At 61.2% G+C, this 16,226-nt stretch carries 11 protein-coding genes and 7 pseudogenes; 10 read left to right on the forward strand and 8 right to left on the reverse strand.

Going from position 1 to position 16,226, the window contains the following annotated elements; genetic code table 11:
• Positions 1–228 precede the first annotated feature (228 nt).
• Positions 229–921: an IS6 family transposase gene (locus MB84_RS27650; protein WP_052654752.1), complete on the forward strand. Its 693-nt coding sequence runs from the start codon at positions 229–231 to the stop codon at positions 919–921.
• Between the two features lie 72 nt (positions 922–993).
• Here MB84_RS27650 and MB84_RS30830 read toward each other — a convergent pair.
• The 3 genes and pseudogenes from MB84_RS30830 to MB84_RS27670 form a co-directional block, all read right to left on the reverse strand.
• Positions 994–1,134 (reverse strand): annotated as a pseudogene (locus MB84_RS30830) (IS256 family transposase); the annotation flags it as partial.
• Between the two features lie 646 nt (positions 1,135–1,780).
• The gene (locus MB84_RS27660; protein WP_052654753.1) at positions 1,781–2,293 is read right to left on the reverse strand and encodes a DUF2165 family protein; all 513 of its coding nucleotides are present in this window, start codon (positions 2,291–2,293) and stop codon (positions 1,781–1,783) included.
• A 406-nt stretch (positions 2,294–2,699) separates the two neighbouring features.
• The gene (locus MB84_RS27670) at positions 2,700–4,049 is read right to left on the reverse strand and encodes an IS30 family transposase (RefSeq protein WP_084010166.1); all 1,350 of its coding nucleotides are present in this window, start codon (positions 4,047–4,049) and stop codon (positions 2,700–2,702) included.
• Between the two features lie 167 nt (positions 4,050–4,216).
• On the opposite strand from MB84_RS27670, the pseudogene MB84_RS27675 reads away from it, so the two are divergent.
• Positions 4,217–4,621: pseudogene (locus tag MB84_RS27675) on the forward strand (IS6 family transposase); the annotation flags it as partial.
• Positions 4,622–4,694: 73 nt separating this feature from the next.
• Here MB84_RS27675 and MB84_RS27680 read toward each other — a convergent pair.
• Positions 4,695–5,433, reverse strand: a pseudogene (locus MB84_RS27680) (IS6 family transposase).
• Between the two features lie 42 nt (positions 5,434–5,475).
• Between MB84_RS27680 and MB84_RS31365 the strand changes: the two are divergent.
• From MB84_RS31365 to MB84_RS27695, 4 genes and pseudogenes are all read left to right on the forward strand, one after another.
• A pseudogene (locus tag MB84_RS31365) lies at positions 5,476–5,655 on the forward strand (hypothetical protein); the annotation flags it as partial.
• Between the two features lie 191 nt (positions 5,656–5,846).
• The gene (locus MB84_RS27685; protein ID WP_052654756.1) at positions 5,847–6,128 is read left to right on the forward strand and encodes a type II toxin-antitoxin system TacA family antitoxin; all 282 of its coding nucleotides are present in this window, start codon (positions 5,847–5,849) and stop codon (positions 6,126–6,128) included.
• On the forward strand, positions 6,125–6,622 hold the full coding sequence (locus MB84_RS27690; protein WP_052654757.1) for a GNAT family N-acetyltransferase: 498 nt from the start codon (positions 6,125–6,127) through the stop codon (positions 6,620–6,622). The genes MB84_RS27685 and MB84_RS27690 overlap by 4 nt, the downstream gene beginning before the upstream one ends.
• A 128-nt stretch (positions 6,623–6,750) precedes the next feature.
• Positions 6,751–7,372: pseudogene (locus MB84_RS27695) on the forward strand (IS6 family transposase); the annotation flags it as partial.
• Between the two features lie 56 nt (positions 7,373–7,428).
• Here the strand turns inward: MB84_RS27695 and tnpC are convergent.
• Positions 7,429–8,340, reverse strand: a pseudogene (gene tnpC, locus MB84_RS27700) (IS66 family transposase); the annotation flags it as partial.
• Between the two features lie 85 nt (positions 8,341–8,425).
• Between tnpC and istA the strand changes: the two are divergent.
• From istA to MB84_RS27720, 4 genes and pseudogenes are all read left to right on the forward strand, one after another.
• Positions 8,426–9,442: an IS21 family transposase gene (gene istA, locus MB84_RS27705; RefSeq protein ID WP_046290957.1), complete on the forward strand. Its 1,017-nt coding sequence runs from the start codon at positions 8,426–8,428 to the stop codon at positions 9,440–9,442.
• The gene (gene istB / locus MB84_RS27710) at positions 9,439–10,224 is read left to right on the forward strand and encodes an IS21-like element helper ATPase IstB (protein WP_046290956.1); all 786 of its coding nucleotides are present in this window, start codon (positions 9,439–9,441) and stop codon (positions 10,222–10,224) included. Before istA ends, istB begins: the two co-directional genes overlap by 4 nt.
• A gap of 89 nt (positions 10,225–10,313) precedes the next feature.
• The gene (locus MB84_RS27715; protein ID WP_046289882.1) at positions 10,314–11,852 is read left to right on the forward strand and encodes an IS3 family transposase; all 1,539 of its coding nucleotides are present in this window, start codon (positions 10,314–10,316) and stop codon (positions 11,850–11,852) included.
• Positions 11,853–11,910: 58 nt separating this feature from the next.
• Positions 11,911–12,513: pseudogene (locus MB84_RS27720) on the forward strand (IS6 family transposase); the annotation flags it as partial.
• Positions 12,514–12,697: 184 nt separating this feature from the next.
• On the opposite strand, the gene MB84_RS27725 reads toward MB84_RS27720, so the two are convergent.
• The 3 genes from MB84_RS27725 to MB84_RS27735 all read right to left on the reverse strand — a co-directional run bounded on the left by MB84_RS27725 (position 12,698) and on the right by MB84_RS27735 (position 16,225).
• Positions 12,698–14,032 carry an OprD family outer membrane porin gene (locus MB84_RS27725; RefSeq protein WP_065225913.1) on the reverse strand — a complete coding sequence of 445 codons (1,335 nt, stop codon included), beginning with the start codon at positions 14,030–14,032 and terminating at the stop codon, positions 12,698–12,700.
• Between the two features lie 172 nt (positions 14,033–14,204).
• Positions 14,205–15,236, reverse strand: a complete 1,032-nt coding sequence (locus tag MB84_RS27730) for an ABC transporter ATP-binding protein (protein WP_052654760.1) — start codon at positions 15,234–15,236, stop codon at positions 14,205–14,207.
• On the reverse strand, positions 15,233–16,225 hold the full coding sequence (locus MB84_RS27735; protein WP_052654761.1) for an ABC transporter ATP-binding protein: 993 nt from the start codon (positions 16,223–16,225) through the stop codon (positions 15,233–15,235). Before MB84_RS27735 ends, MB84_RS27730 begins: the two co-directional genes overlap by 4 nt.
• Position 16,226: the final 1 nt, after the last annotated feature.

The raw sequence follows: 16,226 nt of genomic DNA on the forward strand, positions 1-16,226 counted from the left end.
GGCAAGCAGCCTGGCGCGTCCTGATCGTGATCACCTTAGTTATAATACATTGACCGCGCAGCACCACCTTCCATACTGATCACGTTCGCCGGAACAACTGATCACCATCACCGAAATACGCATTGATGAGGGTCACACCAGGTGACCCCGCTTCGGGAGACACTCGGTTCCGTCGCAATAGGGGTAGTCAGGTAGACTCCACGGTTTCGAGCACTGGGAACCCAGTCGATGAAGCATGCAGCCACACCGCCGAGAAAGCCCTTGCCCGCAGGCATCGCCAAGGTCCTGAAGCGGTTGCACTACCCGTTGGAGGTTATGTTGCAGTGCGTGCGCTGGTACGTAGCCTATTCGCTGAGCTCGCGAGATCTGGAGGAAATGATGGCCGAGCGAGGCGTGGCGGTGGACCACTCGACGATCCATCGCTGGGTGATCAAGTTGCTGCCGGTTTTCGAGAAAGCGATACGTCGCCGCCTGCGCCCAGTCGGTGAGAGCTGGCGCATGGACGAGACTTATATTCGGGTCAGAGGCCAGTGGAAATACCTCTACCGGGCGGTGGACAAGGCGGGCCACACCATTGATTTTCTGCTATGCGCACGCCGCGATACCGCCGCCGCGCGCCGGTTCTTCGAAAAAGCCATCGCCGGGCGGGGCACGCCCAAGACCGTCACCGTTGACAAAAGCGGGGCGAACCGCGCCGCGCTGGGCGCCCAGCGCGAGACGCCCATCGAAATCCGCCAGAACAAGTACCTGAACAACCTTGTCGAGCAGGACCACCGCGCGATCAAACGGCGCGTCAGACCGATGCTGGGTTTCCAGAATTTCCGTTGTGCCCGCATCGTCCTGGGCGGCATCGAGGCCATGCACATGATTCGCAAAGGGCAGATGTTTGCCCCAAAGGGACGCCGTGCGTCCCCTGCTTAGCAATTCTATGCACTGGCCGCGTAAAAACCAACGCGCCCCTGGCTTCGCTTCCGCGCAACTTCGTTATCGCGACAGAACCTTCAATTCCGCCTCGATTGCTTGCCGGATAATCTGCCGCGCGCCTTCCTGGATCAGATCGTCCAGCCCGACAGGCCCCGTGATTTCTGCTGCCGCGGCTTGACTGCCGTCCGCTTCCCGATTACGTTTGACCATGGTGGTGGATTGATTGCTGAGTTTGTTACCTTGGAAAGCAACATTCTCCTGCAATCGCCACCGCCTCCCTCCGTTTCCGCTACCCACTCCCGTACACCAGATCCAACATTAGCTCAGCCAACGCACCGGGGCCCCATTCCGGAATTGTCATGTTGTACCTACCTAACGGTAGGGATTTCATGTTTTAACTTCGGAAAATATGTACCGGTGAATGAGTATCCCATTAAGGAGGGCTAACCCTGCTTGGGTATGCTATGCAATGACTGACAGTCATCATCGTCAAGGGAGTATCGTCATCGCCCTGCGAAGGCGCAACTGAGATAAATACCCGTCGAACACAAGCAGCAGGACGACTCCCCGTAGCCTCTTATAGACATCGTATGGATCGCGCTGGCTGTTCCCGCCGCGAACCGACGCGTCAGGTGGGGCCGGGAAGCAACGGAACAGCCAACCAAATTAAGCGGCCAGTTCATGTGTGCGCCGCATTGCGCGCATTGCATTTGCGCCGACTCACACGATCTGCGACCAGTCCGGGCTCCGTTCGAGAACGGGTCGCCAGCCGCCTGTTTCGCGGCGTGGCCGCTCGCACACGGTGGCGGCGAATTTCCGGGCATGGCCTTGAGTCCGACGGGTTCTGCCGGAAGATTCAGTGCGGTGTGGCGTCCGCACCGGTGCCATCGTTCGGCACGATCAGATAGATGAGTGCGAGCAGGAACGTCACGACGAAGCGAAACGCGCTTTCGAGGCCATTCCACTGCGTCGACATCCACATGCCAAACCATTCACCACCGATCGTCATGAAGCTGACCTGCCAGGTCAGAAAACCCAGCGTAAGTCCTGAGACGGCCCAGGCCCGGGCCGAGCGGAACGTTGCGTCAACCGCGTGGCGTGTGCGCAATAGCCTGGCTGCGCCCGTCCAGCACAACCCCGCCGTGAGGGTCTGCATCACGATAATGGCGATATAGCCCGCATGATGAACCCACGTCTGGTCGATGGACCGATACCGGATGCCGCTGCCAGGAAACGTTGTATCCATCAGGAACACATGGCGTACGAAAGCGAAATTGGTCGCGTAATCGGTGATGTTATTGATGGCCACCAGCGAGGCAAGCAGGGCCATCGCGCTGACCGTGGCGGCTTTGGAAAGACGGATGATCATGCCCGGGCAGCCCCTCCTGGCTGGATGGTCAGGACCGCAATATCGAGTCCCTGAATGCGCTCGGTACGGACAATCGCGTAGCCACGGCGCTCGTAGAATCGCTGGTTGGATTGCATCTCGCAGCTCATGAGAAGGCGAACTTCGGGGAGCCGAAGGCAGTGTGCCTCCGACTCGGCAAACTGAAGTAGCAGGCTCCCCCAAGCCGCGCCGTTGCGCGGCGGGAGAAACGACGAGATTCGCGACATGAACATGGGCGCTGGCTTCTATCAGTTCGACCATGCCCACCATTTTCTGGCCTGGGCTGATGCGAACCCAGACGGAATGCTTTTCCAGTACGGATCGATAGTCTCGGCTCATGGGTTCGCGCTTGCATCCGATCACGGTGATCATGGCGCATAGGGCGGATTCAACCGGTCGTCGCAACATCGGATTGTTGAACAGATTTTAGGTACCCGTGCGAGGCTTCCGCAGGCGTCTTCCAGCCAAGCGTTTTGCGGGGCCTGGAGTTCAACGTGTTCGCAACAGCCTGGATCTCTCGAGCACTCCAGCGAGACAGATCCGTGCCTTTTGGAAAGTATTGTCGTAGAAGGCCGTTAGTGTTTTCGTTCGTACCACGCTGCCATGGGCTGTGCGGGTCAGCGAAGAACACCTTCACGCCGGATTCGATGGTGAAACGTGCGTGATCGGACAGCTCCTTGCCACGATCCCAAGTCAACGATCGCCACAAGTGGGCAGGCAGGTCCACCACGGTCTTCTTGAGTGCGTTGGCCATCGTGACAGCTCCGTAGCCGGCCAGCGCGGGTCCGTTTTTGGTGCGTGGAATAAGTCCATAGCCTTTCTCACAAGGTAAGTGCACGAGCATCGTGAACCGGCTTGATCTTTCCACCAGCGTCCCAATGGCGGAACGATTCAGGCCAATGAGCAGGTCGCCTTCCCAATGGCCCGGCACAGCACGATCTTCCGCCTCTGCCGGCCGGCTGGAAATCATCACCTCCTCGCTGACATGCGCCCACGCCTTGGCACGCGCTCTTGCTCGGGGAACGCGCAACGCGCGGCCGGTGCGCAGGCAGCCCACCAGCTCACGCTTGAGCACGCCGCGCCCTTGAATATAAAGAGCTTGATAAATGGCTTCGTGAGAGATGCGCATAGATTCGTCATCCGGGAAATATACCTGCAAGCGATTAGCGATTTGTTCAGGTGACCAGCCCTTGACCCACCTTCGCTCGCCGCGATGCGGTTTATTTCGCCCCTTGAACGGTGCCTGCTTGGGCCCGGCAATTTCATGGCCATCAGCGTCATGAACCTTGCCTTCCAGGCGCTCCTGCACATATTGACGCAGCCGCGCATTTGTCGCCAGCTTCGCTGGCTTTGGCCGTTTGGCAAACCGTTCCGCCTTCCACTGCGCGACCGAAGCACGATACTCGAGGCTACCGCCACGTGTCGCCGCGTTGCGCGTGAGCTCTCGTGATACGGTTGACGCACTTCGTCGGATACGGCGGGCGATCTCGCGCACACCGAGGCCTTGGACAGAAAGCAATACTATCTCTTCTCGCTCAGCGAACGACAAGTATCGACCCGAAATAGGTTTCGACATGAATAGTGGCATGCCGCCATGATAGTGGAACCAGCGCGAGCCTACCGCTTGAGATGCGCCCACCGCCTCCGCCGCTTTCTCGCTTGTAATGCCGGTCGCGATTTGTTGCCAAAAACGTCGCTCGATTTCATGTCCAAGCGAGGGTGCGCCCGGAGAGTACATCGCTGCTCGCCCTGACAACCGATATACCTGCTTTGCACTTCTTCTCACGCAACGCCTCGTCGATCAATGGTGTTGCGACGACCGGTTGAATCCGCCTAGGCCTCATGGACCAGAGCGCGGATCGAGGTATTGTCAGGTTGTTCGGATGGGGGAGGTGGGAGGATAGAATGCGAAATGAAAAAATCTTCAGTCACCCCCAGCGCTCGAGCGACGCGGCGATCTCGTTCAAAGGCTACCGTTTTCCGCCTGACATTATCAGCTATGCGGTGTGGCTGTATTATCGGTTTCCGCTGAGTCTACGCATGGTCGAGGAAATGTTGGCCGCGCGGGGGATTGAGCTGACCTACGAGACGGTACGGTGCTGGGCGACGAAGTTCGGTCTGGCCATCGCCAGGCGTATTCGATCGACGTCCCCGAGGCGCGGCGACAAATGGCATCTTGACGAGGTGGTCGTGACAATCCACGGCAAAAAACATTGGCTGTGGCGAGCGGTCGACGAGCACGGCGCATTGCTTGAGGTGCTGGTGCAAAGCCGTCGCGACACGGCCGCCGCCAAACGGCTCATGCGCCGCCGGTACTGTCAGGTTGTTTGGTTGAAAACGAGCCAAGGCGCCATGGCAGGTGCGGCGTAGGATGCGACGCCCGTTACGCCGCCATGCGGGCGGAACAAGCCCATTCCCAGGCGGCGAAGGCCTGGGTGCGCACCGCGCGTTTATGCTCGGCATTGCGGTGATAGCGGCACCCCATGAACAGGTTCGAAACCTGCCCATGAACGGAGGTAAAGCGCCGCAATTGGCGCGCCGACTTAAAGCGGCGCATCACCTTCTCCCGCACCCGCGTAGGCTGATGCGAATTCTCCGCCCGGTTGTTCAATCCTTTATGCTGGCGGTGTTCGACCCTTAGCCCGAGCTCGCGGTGGGCCGCCGCGTAGCTGCGCAGTTTGTCCGTGATGATCACGCGCGGGCGACCATCGCGCTTGAGCAACTTGCGCATGAGCCGCTTGGCGGCGGCCGTGTCGCGACGGCTTTGCACCAGCACCTCAAGCACAGCGCCGTGCTCGTCGAGCGCCCGCCACAACCAGTGCTTTTTGCCGTGGATCGTCACCACGACCTCGTCAAGGTGCCACTTGTCGCCGCGCTCCGGCGTCGTCGAACGAATGCGCCGGGCGATCGACAGACCAAACTTCGTCGCCCAGCACCGTACCGTTTCGTACGTGAGTTCGATCCCGCGGGCGGCCAGCATCTCCTCAATCATGCGCAGGCTCAGCGGGAACCGGTAATACAGCCACACTGCGTCAGCTGATGACGTCGGGCGGAAAACGGTAGCCTTTGAATGAGATCACGACCTCGCTTGAGCGCGCGGGGCTGACTGAGGATTTTTTCATGCCGCATTCTATCCTCCACCGCCTAACAACCTGACAATACCAGCGGGATTGATAGCGGCGGCGCGAATTGGGGCGCAGCTTAACGGCGGCGCCGCACAGCTCTCGAGTGCAAATGCGTCACTTGAGCGTCAGGCGCAGCGATTCATTCTCGTGGTGATCGGAGTTGCGTTTCTGGCGGGAGCGGTGGGCGGCTTCGTCGGGGCGCGGCTCGCTGGGATGTGAGAAGAGAAGAGGAACCGTGCGCTCACGAGCGCACTCTTTCGAGTCGGTTGTCGCCACGTCCATGGAAATTGGTCGCGGCAATTCCCGCGGACAGTCGCCAACTCCGGACGGGGGATGTTCCTTTCACTCGAAAGCTCTGCCTTGCCATGTACGGCAATTTGCCGTATGATTGACATCAGGAGGATAAAATCATGCCCGCTGCCATCTCTACCGCCCGCCTTGAAGCCCGAATCAGCACGGATCTGCATTCGATGCTCAAACGCGCCGCTGAACTTCAGGGGCGCACCATGACCGATTTCGTGGTGTCCGCCGTGCAGGACGCAGCGCAGCGTGCCATCGAGCAAGCCGAAGTGATCCGTCTGTCTCTGGCTGATCAGGAATGTTTCGCGCAAGCGCTGCTATCGCCACCGGAACCGGCTCCGGCCTTGGAGCGTGCCCTCGCTCGCCGTCGGAAGTTGCTGCGCACTGAATGAGCCACGCACCGTTTCTTCTTGCGTCTCTCGATGCAGAACATGACCGATCCGGGTTCAATAGCGATTCGGAGCCGCTCAATCGCTATCTGCGAGAACAAGTCAACCAAGACATCCGCCGCCGCGTGGCCGCCTGTTTCGTAGCTTTGGCGCACGGGCAGCGCGTCGCTGGTTACTATACCTTGGCATCGGCAAGCATTCTGCTGGCCGACCTTCCGGCCAGCACTGGTAAGAAGTTGCCACGTTATCCGAGCGTGCCAGCAATTCGCATGGGCCGCTTGGCAGTCGATCAGGAGTTCAGGGGGCAAGGTCTCGGCGGTGCGCTGCTGGCCGATGCGCTCGAGCGGGCGGCCCGTTCAGAGATTGCCGCCTTTGCCCTGATAGTGGATGCCAAGGACGAGACGGCAGCAGCGTTCTACCAGCATCATGGCTTCATTGCCTTGCCCGCCTCGCCGCTTACGCTGTTCTTACCCCTGGCAACTGTCCCGCGCTCTTGAAACTCGCTACGCCGCATCATCTTCTTAGCCAAGGCTCTCGCTTACCGTTGCACTTGAGGCGCCAGCAGACCGTCGAATTGTTCCGCGGGTATTGTCAGGTTGTTAGGCGGTGGAGGATAGAATGCGGCATGAAAAAATCCTCAGTCAGCCCCGCGCGCTCAAGCGAGGTCGTGATCTCATTCAAAGGCTACCGTTTTCCGCCCGACGTCATCAGCTGACGCAGTGTGGCTGTATTACCGGTTCCCGCTGAGCCTGCGCATGATTGAGGAGATGCTGGCCGCCCGCGGGATCGAACTCACGTACGAAACGGGACGGTGCTGGGCGACGAAGTTTGGTCTGTCGATCGCCCGGCGCATTCGTTCGACGACGCCGGAGCGCGGCGACAAGTGGCACCTTGACGAGGTCGTGGTGACGATCCACGGCAAAAAGCACTGGTTGTGGCGGGCGCTCGACGAGCACGGCGCTGTGCTTGAGGTGCTGGTGCAAAGCCGTCGCGACACGGCCGCCGCCAAGCGGCTCATGCGCAAGTTGCTCAAGCGCGATGGTCGCCCGCGCGTGATCATCACGGACAAACTGCGCAGCTACGCGGCGGCCCACCGCGAGCTCGGGCTAAGGGTCGAACACCGCCAGCATAAAGGATTGAACAACCGGGCGGAGAATTCGCATCAGCCTACGCGGGTGCGGGAGAAGGTGATGCGCCGCTTTAAGTCGGCGCGCCAATTGCAGCGCTTTACCTCCGTTCATGGGCAGGGTAAGCGTTCGATCAGTACCGTAGTACGAGTCGTTGACGCGGCAGTGATAGCCGGTTATCGGATCGGCTCGAGCTTCGCGGTGTCGGGCAGTTGCTGGGCCACGTTCCATGGCAGCAACTCGTCGATCCGATTGACCGGGTGATCGGCAATGCGCTCGAGCACGTAGGCGAGGTAGGCTTCCGGGTTGATGCCGTTCAAGCGTGCCGTGCCGATCAGGCTGTACATCGCCGCGGCACGCTCACCGCCCGAGTCGGCGCCGGCAAACAGATAGTTGCGGCGGCCAATCGCCACGCCGCGCAGCGCACGCTCGGCAATCAGGTTATCGATCTCCGCCTGCCCGTCCTCGCAGTAATAGGCGAGCGCGGGCCAGCGGTTCAGGGAGTACTGAATCGCGCGGGTGGTGTCGGACTTCGCAGAGAGTGTTGGCAGCACTGATTCGTACCACTGCCGTAACGCTTCGAGCCGAGGGACAGCCTGTGCCTGTCGCACTTGCCGTCGCTCGTCCGGTGGTTTGCCCCGGATTTCGGCTTCTATGCGATATAGCTCGCCGATGCGGTGCAGAGCTTCTTCTGTAATGGCGTTGGGGCGTACCGCATGCAGGTCATAGATCTTGCGTCGCGCGTGCGCCATGCACGCCGCTTCGCGGATGCTGTCGTTTTCATAAAGTGGCGCGTAACCGGCAAACGCATCGGCTTGCAGCACCCCGCTAAAGCTTGCCAGATGTCGCTGTGGGTGCTCACCCCGTCGATCAGGCGTGTAAGCAAACCAAACGGCAGGTGCCTCATTGGAGCCGCACGGCCGGTCATCTCGCACGTATACCCAGAGCCGTCCAGTCTTGGTGCTACCTCGCCCGGGCTCTAACACCGGCAATGGTGTGTCATCGCCGTGGACCTTGGTGCCGCCCAGCGCGTAGGCACGCACAGCTTCCATCAGCGGATTCAACAGCCAGCTCACGCGCCCCAGCCAATGCCTGTTAGCGCCGATGTAAAACTGACCCACCCGCCGAAGTGAATCTGACCCACCTGGGGGAGGATGGTGGCTTTTGCCGCCGATGCTGACTCAGGAGCAAGCAGTGGAAATCAAGGTATTGGCAAGGCGTGGATCGCCGGTGCGAGAGATAGCGAGACAGATGGGTGTCTCGCGGAACACGGTCCGGCGATATCTGCGCGACCAGGAGGCTAGCCGGTATAAGGAGCGAGAGCCTCGGCCAACCAAACTGGATGCGTTCAAGGCGTACCTGCTTGAGCGAATCGAGGCGGCGCGGCCGCACTGGATTCCGGCAACGGTGTTACTGCGTGAGCTGCGAGATAAAGGCTACGACGGCGGTATCAGCCAACTCAAGGTGTTCCTCGCGCCATACAGGAACGCGGAGCCGGAACCAGTCGTGCGCTTCGAGACGCCGCCAGGCCGACAGATGCAAGCAGACTTCACCACCATCCGGCGCGGCAGGTCACCGTTGCTGGCGCTGGTCGCCACGTTGGGCTACAGCCGGGCGACGTACGTGCGTTTCACGAGCGGCGAGGATGCCACGACGTTGTGTGAGTGTCTGCGTGAAGCCTTCATCTACTTCGGCGGCACGCCCGAGCATGTGCTGTTCGATAACGCCAAGTCGGTCATCGTCGAACGCGATGCTTACGGCGATGGTCATCATCGCTGGAACGGCGAGATGTTGGCGCTGGCGGAAACGTATGGATTTACGCCGAAGGTATGCAGGCCGTACCGTGCCAAGACCAAGGGCAAGGTCGAGCGCTTCAACCGTTATCTGAAGCAGAGCTTCGTGGTGCCGCTGGCGGCGACGCTCAAGCAATCTGGCCTGAAGCTGGATGTCGAGGCGGCTAACGGCCATATTGGCCGCTGGCTGGCCGAGGTGGCGAATGTCCGGGTGCATGCCACGACGAAAGAGAAACCGTCGGTTCGACTGCCGTTAGAGCAAGCGGCACTGCTGCCATTACCGGTGTCGACCTCGATTGCAGCCCCGGTACCGACGCGGCTTAAGCGAGTGCTGCCGAGCGAAAGCCTGCAGCATCCGCTGTCGGTCTACGACGCCTTGCTGGAGGTGGCAGCATGAATCTCCAGCATGAACGCATTGCAGGGCTGTGCGACGAACTGAAACTGGACCGCATCGGGAGCGACTGGAGCGTGCTGGCCCAGAGCGCTGCCAACGCTGATGCCAGTCACGCCGACTTCCTCGAACAGCTACTGCTGACCGAACGGGATGCCCGAGAGGAACGCAAGCGCCAGACGCTGACCAAGATGGCCTCCCTGCCGGGCATCAAGACGCTGGAGCAATACGACTTTGGCTTCGCCAGCGGCGCACCGCGAGCCCAAATCCAGGAACTGTCCGGGCTGGCGTTTATCGAACGGGCCGAGAACGTCGTGCTGCTTGGGCCGTCTGGCGTGGGCAAAACGCACATCGCCTGCGCTCTAGCGTATCGGGCGACACAGGCAGGAATCAAGACGCGCTTCACCACCGCCGCCGACTTGATGATGCAGTTGGCCACGGCCCGGCAGCAGAACCGGCTGCGGGAGTTTTTTAACCGCGCCGTGGTTGGCCCGAAGCTGCTGGTTATCGATGAAATCGGCTACCTGCCGTTTGGACGCGAGGAAGCCAATCTGTTTTTTAACGTGGTGGCCAAGCGATACGAGCGCGGAGCCATCGTGTTGACGAGCAACCTGCCATTTACGCAGTGGGCCACGGCATTTGCCGACGACCAGACGCTGACTGCGGCGATGCTCGACCGGCTGCTGCATCACGCGCACATCGTGCAGATTGCAGGCGAAAGCTATCGGCTGAAGGACAAACGGAAAGCTGGACAAACTACACGCGCAGGCGCGAAAGCCGCCGCGTGACACGGAGCCTGGGTGGGTCAGATTTACTTCGGCGATACGCCGGAAGGTGGGGATGCGGACAAAATCTTGGACTACTTTGAAGGTAGTCCATGTATTCATACCAAGAACGCGTTCGGGCGGTCGAGCTGTACCTGAAACTCGGGAAGCGCAGCAAAGCGACCATTCGCCAGTTGGGTTACCCGACGAAGAATTCTCTCAAGGCGTGGTGTAACGAATTCGAGAAGATTGGCGATCTGCAGAGGGGGTATGTTCGCGTAAAGCCGAAGTACTCAGAAGAACAGAAGAACGTAGCACTCGAGCATTACGTCAACCACGGGCGCTGCTTCGCCTTCACCCTCAGGACATTGGGCTATCCCTGTCGCCAGATACTAACGGAGTGGGTTCGCGAGCGCTATCCGGAAACCAGGAAATGCGTGGTTGGCAAGGCCGGTCGACCAACTGCTTCATTGGTGTCCAAGCAGGCTGCGGTGTACGAACTGTGCACACGGGAAGGAAGTGCAGAGGCGGTGGCCCGAAAGCTGGACGTCGACAGGGTGACGCTGTACAACTGGAAGAACCAGTTACTCGGCCGAGAGGCTCCTGCATCCATGAAACGCGACAAAGGCTCGCCCGCAGAGACAGATCGGGACGAACTGGAACGGCAGGTCGAAGCGCTCCAGCGCAAAATTCGCAATCTGCAGCTTGAACAGGACCTGTTGAAGAAGGCGAATGAACTCCTAAAAAAAGACCTGGGCGTCGACCTGCAACTCCTGAGCAACCGGGAGAAGACGACGCTGGTTGACGCCCTGAGAGAGCAGTACGTTTTGGCTGAGCTGCTTGAGCAGCTGGACTTGGCGCGCAGCTCCTATTTCTACCATCGGTCGCCCATGCGGGTTGCCGACAAATATGCCGAAGTTCGTCGTACCGTTGCGGAAATCTTCGAGGACAATCACCGATCCTACGGCTATCGTCGGGTGCAGGCAGCGCTCAGCAGACAACGCGTGTTTCTATCGGAGAAAGTCGTGCGTCGCCTCATGAAACAAGGCGGCCTCTACGCGGCGAGGCCCAAGCGGCGCCGATATCGTTCTTATGTCGGGGAAATTAGCCCTGCCCCAGATAACATCATCAATCGCGATTTCCACGCTACCGCCCCCAACGAAAAGTGGCTGACGGATATCTCCGAGTTCCAGATCCCGGCCGGGAAGGTATATCTATCGCCGATGATCGACTGCTTCGATGGCATGGTAGTCAGTTGGTCGATTGGCACAAGCCCCGACGCCGAGCTCGTGAATACCATGTTAGATGCGGCTATCGAGACCGTGACCGAGGACGATGAGAAGCCGATCGTACATTCCGATCGGGGTGGCCACTACCGTTGGCCTGGCTGGCTATCGCGAGTTGCAAAGGCTAATCTGATCCGATCCATGTCGCGTAAAGCCTGCTCACCAGACAATGCGGCCTGTGAGGGATTCTTCGGAAGGCTGAAGACCGAAATGTTCTATCCAGGGGACTGGCGTTCGACGACCATCGTGCAATTCGTAGAGGCACTGAACGCCTACATTCGCTGGTACAACGAAAAGCGGATCAAGGGCTCCCTTGGCTATCTCAGCCCCATCGAGTACCGTGAAAGCCTCGGGTTAACGACGTAAAACAGTCCAAGAAAATAGCCGCATCCCCGGTGGGTCACATTTAAACCGGCGTTGACAGATAGTCGGCTACGAGACGATCCGCCGCTGGTGCGACAAGTTTGGCGCGGGCTTTGCTCACCGGGTCAAAGCGGCACGCCGCAAGCCCGGTAGCACGTGGCACCTCGACGAGATGTTCGTGAGCCTGCGCGGTGAGCAGTACCTGCTGTGGCGCGCCGTCGAAGCGCATGGCGCGGAAATCGACATCCTGCTGCAGAAGCGGCGCGACAAGGCGGCCGCCAAGCGCTTCTTCAAGCACGTGCTGCGCTCGAACCCGGTGCCGCACAAGATCGTGACCGATCAACTGCGCAGCTATCCGGCGGCTAAAGCCGACATCGCGGCGCTGGCCAATGTGAAGCATGTGTTCGTCAAAGCAGCGGCTCGGGGCAACAACCGCGCGGAGAACAGCCATCAGCCGACGCGGGAGCGCGAGCGGCGCATGCGGGGCTTTCGCGACCCAGCGCGCACGCAAACCTTCCTCTCGAGCTTCGGGTCAATCCGGCAACACTTCGCACTCAAACGACATTTGCTGCGCGCGCCGCTCTTTCGCAAACAGCTCGCGGTGCACTTTGCTCAATGGCGTGAATTCACCCACGTTGCCCAAACTCCGTCTCATACTTTTTGAATCGCTGTCGATTCGTGCATCGGCTTCGACGACATCCCTAAGTTGACAACGCCCTGACAATACCTGTCCTCCTATTGCGACGGACCGCGAGGGACTCATACGGCGGTGGACCGTGGCCGCCACGGCCGGAGCCCCACACGGTCTGCGGATGCTGTCGAGGTTGTGAACACCGCGCATGCCCAGCTCAGAAGGCATTCAGTGGCACGCTGACGAGCAACCGATATTCGCGACTTGTCGCTTCCGAATAGTGGGCGGAACCGTGGTGCCACATCGCGATGAACTCGACCTTGGCGTTCTTGAGCTTACCGCTGCGGAAAGTGTACGATGGGTTGACGCCGAACTCGTGATGACGGCCCTGCACCGGCGCGCCGTTGCTCCAGTAGACGCTCGATTTTCCCGGGTCATTCGCCGCGCCCGCGCTGCCGTCTGCCCCCCACCCCGTCACAGCCCAAATCATCGCCTTGAAGCCCGGCAGACCAGCTTGCTCGCCGTAGAATGTGTAACGCAGCTGCACCGACTTTTCGTGCGGCGCGTTGTAGTCGGCGTCCGCGGAGTTGGCCAGCGCGATGCCGTCTGTTTCGTTCAGGTAGTCAAAGAACTGGTCACCGAGAATCTGCTGATAGCCGAGCAGCAACTCGTGCGGACCATGTTGCGCGGCTAGCGACAGGCTGTAGGCGTTGTTGTTGATCGAACCCTGCCGCGCGCGGCCGGTGTCATGCGTCGAGTAGACGTTGCCTGCGCCTGTCCATCTGAGCGTGTGGGTGCTGCCGAGGCTGTGCTTCACCGACGCGTAGTACTGGCGCCAGACATCGTCGGCTTGGTTTGCGTACAGCACGAGTTCGCCGTGCGGAGAATGGTCCCACTTGCCGCCGACATAGCTCAGGCGACTGATGGGCGTGTCACCGTACTGCGTCCTAAGACGGGTGAGCGTCGTCTGGCCGCGTGCGACGTTCTTTGTGAAGCTGCCAGCCTCGAACATCGCGGAGCTAAATGGCTTGCCCAGGATCGTGGTGCCAAGGAACGTGGGCGGCAGCGCCCGGTTGTCATGAGGCGCCATAAACGGGTTGTCGACAGCCTGCAGGCCATACCTGAACACGGTGTTCGAGACGCGCGCCTTCACATTGTAGAGGCCAGGGTACGCCCACGCCACCTGATTGCTCCCCCCGCCGTTCGCCACGTGCACCATATTGTCCGCCCCCGCGCCGCCGTCAAGCTTGAGCGCCGCGTACAGCGACGCGGCCACGCCGAAGCCGATCAGGCCACCCGTGTCGCCCGACTCGAAGTTCGCCATCATGCCCTGCACCCATGCATGGCTGTGCGGACCGCCCTCGACGTCGAGCGCGTCCGAATAATTGCGGAACACAAAGTTCAGATGACTGCCAGAGACAACACCGTTCGATGTCGACGACGCTGGGCCTTCGCGCGGTAGCGTGACGGCCGGCCCCTCCATCAGCGGCGCGGGCGGCGCGTCGTCGGCGTGCGCGACGGCGCTGAACGCCAAGCCCCAGACCAGCAGCATCTGCCTTGCCGTGCCGCGCCTCTTTCTCACCGTCATTGTCTCCTTATGTTGAAGTCGCACAAACGAGCCGCGACCCGCTTGCGCTGGCTTGCCCCTCGCATTGAAGGACGCGGCTTTGATGCCCGTGTCATGACACACGGCGGCCCGCCGGTCGGATGGCGGCTCGATGACGTCAGTCCCCGAATGCGACCAGACCGGCCCGGATGCACGCGACACGCGTCGCTGAACCGTGCCGCACCACGGGCTGCGGTAGGTCGTGCGCGCATGCGGCGATCGCGATGGGGCAGCGCGTGCGAAACACGCAACCCGTCGGCGGATTGAGCGGCGAGGGCATCTCGCCGGCCAGCAGCAACGGACGGCGCGCCCGCGCGCGCGCCGGATCGGGCGTCAGCGCCGCTTGAAGCAGCACCTTGGTGTACGGGTGCTGGGGCGCGCCGTACAGGTCGTCGCGCATGCCGAGTTCCATGACGCGGCCGAGATACATCACAATGACGCGATGACTGATCGCCTTCACTACCGCGAGATCGTGCGCAACAAACAGGTAGGACAACGACAGTTCTCGCTGCAAATCGCGCAACAGGTTCACGATCTGTGCCTGGATCGACACGTCGAGCGCCGATACGGGTTCGTCACAGATCACCAGCTTCGGCGCGTCAATCAGTGCACGTGCGATACCGACACGCTGACACTGGCCGCCGGAAAATTCGTGCGGATAACGCCGCAAGTGGTGCTCGCTTAGGCCCACGCGCTCAAGCATCGTGGTCACGCGGCGACGTACTTCGGCGCGTCCTACGCCCGGCTGGTGCGTGACGAGCGGCTCCGCGACGATCTGCTCGATCGTCATCCGCGGGTCGAGCGACGCGAGCGGATCCTGGAAGATCATCTGCACCTCACGGCGCATCGTGGGGTGACGCCGGTGCCCCGACGCGACGGCTTCGCCGCGCCAGCGCACCGTGCCAGAGGTCATTGGCACCAGGCCGACCAGTGCCCGCGCGAGCGTCGACTTGCCGCAGCCCGACTCGCCGACGAGCCCAACCGTCTCGCCGCGCCTCACCTCGAATGACACGCCGTCCACCGCGCGCAGCGTGCCCTTCGGCGACCACGGATAATCGCCGAGCGGCACGCGAAAATGCACCTTGAGATCCTCGACGAACAACAACGGCTCCCGTGCCGCACCGTCTCTGCGGCGCTCATGCAAATTCATCGCACACGTCCCTTTAACTCACTCAGCGGCCAATGGCACGCGCGCATTGCACCGCGTGCGCCAAAAGCGTTGAGCGCGGGGCGCACCGTCTCGCACCGCGCGTACGCATAGGGGCAGCGCGGGGCGAACGCGCAACCGGGCGTCACGGCGCCTGGGGGCGGCGGGTTGCCCGGAATCGCGACGAGTGGCGCGTCGCCGTCGTCACTCAGGCGAGGCAGCGCGTTGAGCAGGCCGATCGTGTACGGATGCGACGGCGCCGTGAAGATCGATTCGGCCGACGCATACTCGACACTGCGCCCCGCATACATCACCATCACGTCGTCCGCGAGGCCCGCAACCACGCCCATGTCGTGCGTGATCAGCACGATCGCGGTGCCGCGCTCGCGGTTCAGCTCGCGCAGCAGGTCCATGATCTGTGCCTGCACGGTCACGTCGAGGGCGGTGGTCGGCTCGTCGGCGATTAGCAGGTCCGGCTCGGCTAACAACGCCATCGCGATCATCACGCGCTGTCGCATGCCGCCCGAGAACTGGTGCGGATACTGCCCGACGCGGCGCGCCGCGTCGGCAATGTGCACCGCCTCAAGCGCCCCAATGGCGCGCCACGTGGCTTCCTTGCGCGAGAGCTTGCGATGTCGCTGCAGCGTCTCCGTCATTTGCCGCTCGATCGTCAGAAAAGGATTGAGCGACGTCATGGCGTCCTGGAAGACCATTGCGATGCGCGCGCCGCGCACGGCATTGAGCGCCCGCGTATCCATCGCCAGCAAATCCTTGCCCCGATAGCGTGCCACACCACTCGCCGAGCCGTTGCTGGCCAACAGGCCCAGCAGCGCCATCACGGTCTGGCTCTTGCCCGAGCCCGATTCACCCACGATGCCGAGCGTCTTGCCGGCCTCAAGCGTAAATGACACGTCGCTCACCGCCTCGAGCGGCGCTGCGTCCTTGCGTGAGAAACGCACCCCGAGGTTTTCAACGTCCAGTAAGACTGCCATT

Origin of the sequence: Pandoraea oxalativorans, assembly GCF_000972785.3 — a bacterium.
GTDB classification, from domain to species: domain Bacteria; phylum Pseudomonadota; class Gammaproteobacteria; order Burkholderiales; family Burkholderiaceae; genus Pandoraea; species Pandoraea oxalativorans.

What these genes read in the sequence shown, in the direction of transcription:
- MB84_RS27670 (WP_084010166.1), bottom strand. Translation starts at nt 4,049, where the DNA reads ATGTACTCTCCGGGCGCACCCTCGCTTGGACATGAAATCGAGCGACGT.
- MB84_RS27690 (WP_052654757.1), top strand. Translation starts at nt 6,125, where the DNA reads ATGAGCCACGCACCGTTTCTTCTTGCGTCTCTCGATGCAGAACATGAC.
- istA (WP_046290957.1), top strand. Translation starts at nt 8,426, where the DNA reads ATGCTGACTCAGGAGCAAGCAGTGGAAATCAAGGTATTGGCAAGGCGT.
- MB84_RS27660 (WP_052654753.1), bottom strand. Translation starts at nt 2,293, where the DNA reads ATGATCATCCGTCTTTCCAAAGCCGCCACGGTCAGCGCGATGGCCCTG.
- MB84_RS27650 (WP_052654752.1), top strand. Translation starts at nt 229, where the DNA reads ATGAAGCATGCAGCCACACCGCCGAGAAAGCCCTTGCCCGCAGGCATC.
- MB84_RS27735 (WP_052654761.1), bottom strand. Translation starts at nt 16,225, where the DNA reads ATGGCAGTCTTACTGGACGTTGAAAACCTCGGGGTGCGTTTCTCACGC.
- istB (WP_046290956.1), top strand. Translation starts at nt 9,439, where the DNA reads ATGAATCTCCAGCATGAACGCATTGCAGGGCTGTGCGACGAACTGAAA.
- MB84_RS27725 (WP_065225913.1), bottom strand. Translation starts at nt 14,032, where the DNA reads ATGCTGCTGGTCTGGGGCTTGGCGTTCAGCGCCGTCGCGCACGCCGAC.
- MB84_RS27730 (WP_052654760.1), bottom strand. Translation starts at nt 15,236, where the DNA reads ATGAATTTGCATGAGCGCCGCAGAGACGGTGCGGCACGGGAGCCGTTG.
- MB84_RS27715 (WP_046289882.1), top strand. Translation starts at nt 10,314, where the DNA reads ATGTATTCATACCAAGAACGCGTTCGGGCGGTCGAGCTGTACCTGAAA.
- MB84_RS27685 (WP_052654756.1), top strand. Translation starts at nt 5,847, where the DNA reads ATGCCCGCTGCCATCTCTACCGCCCGCCTTGAAGCCCGAATCAGCACG.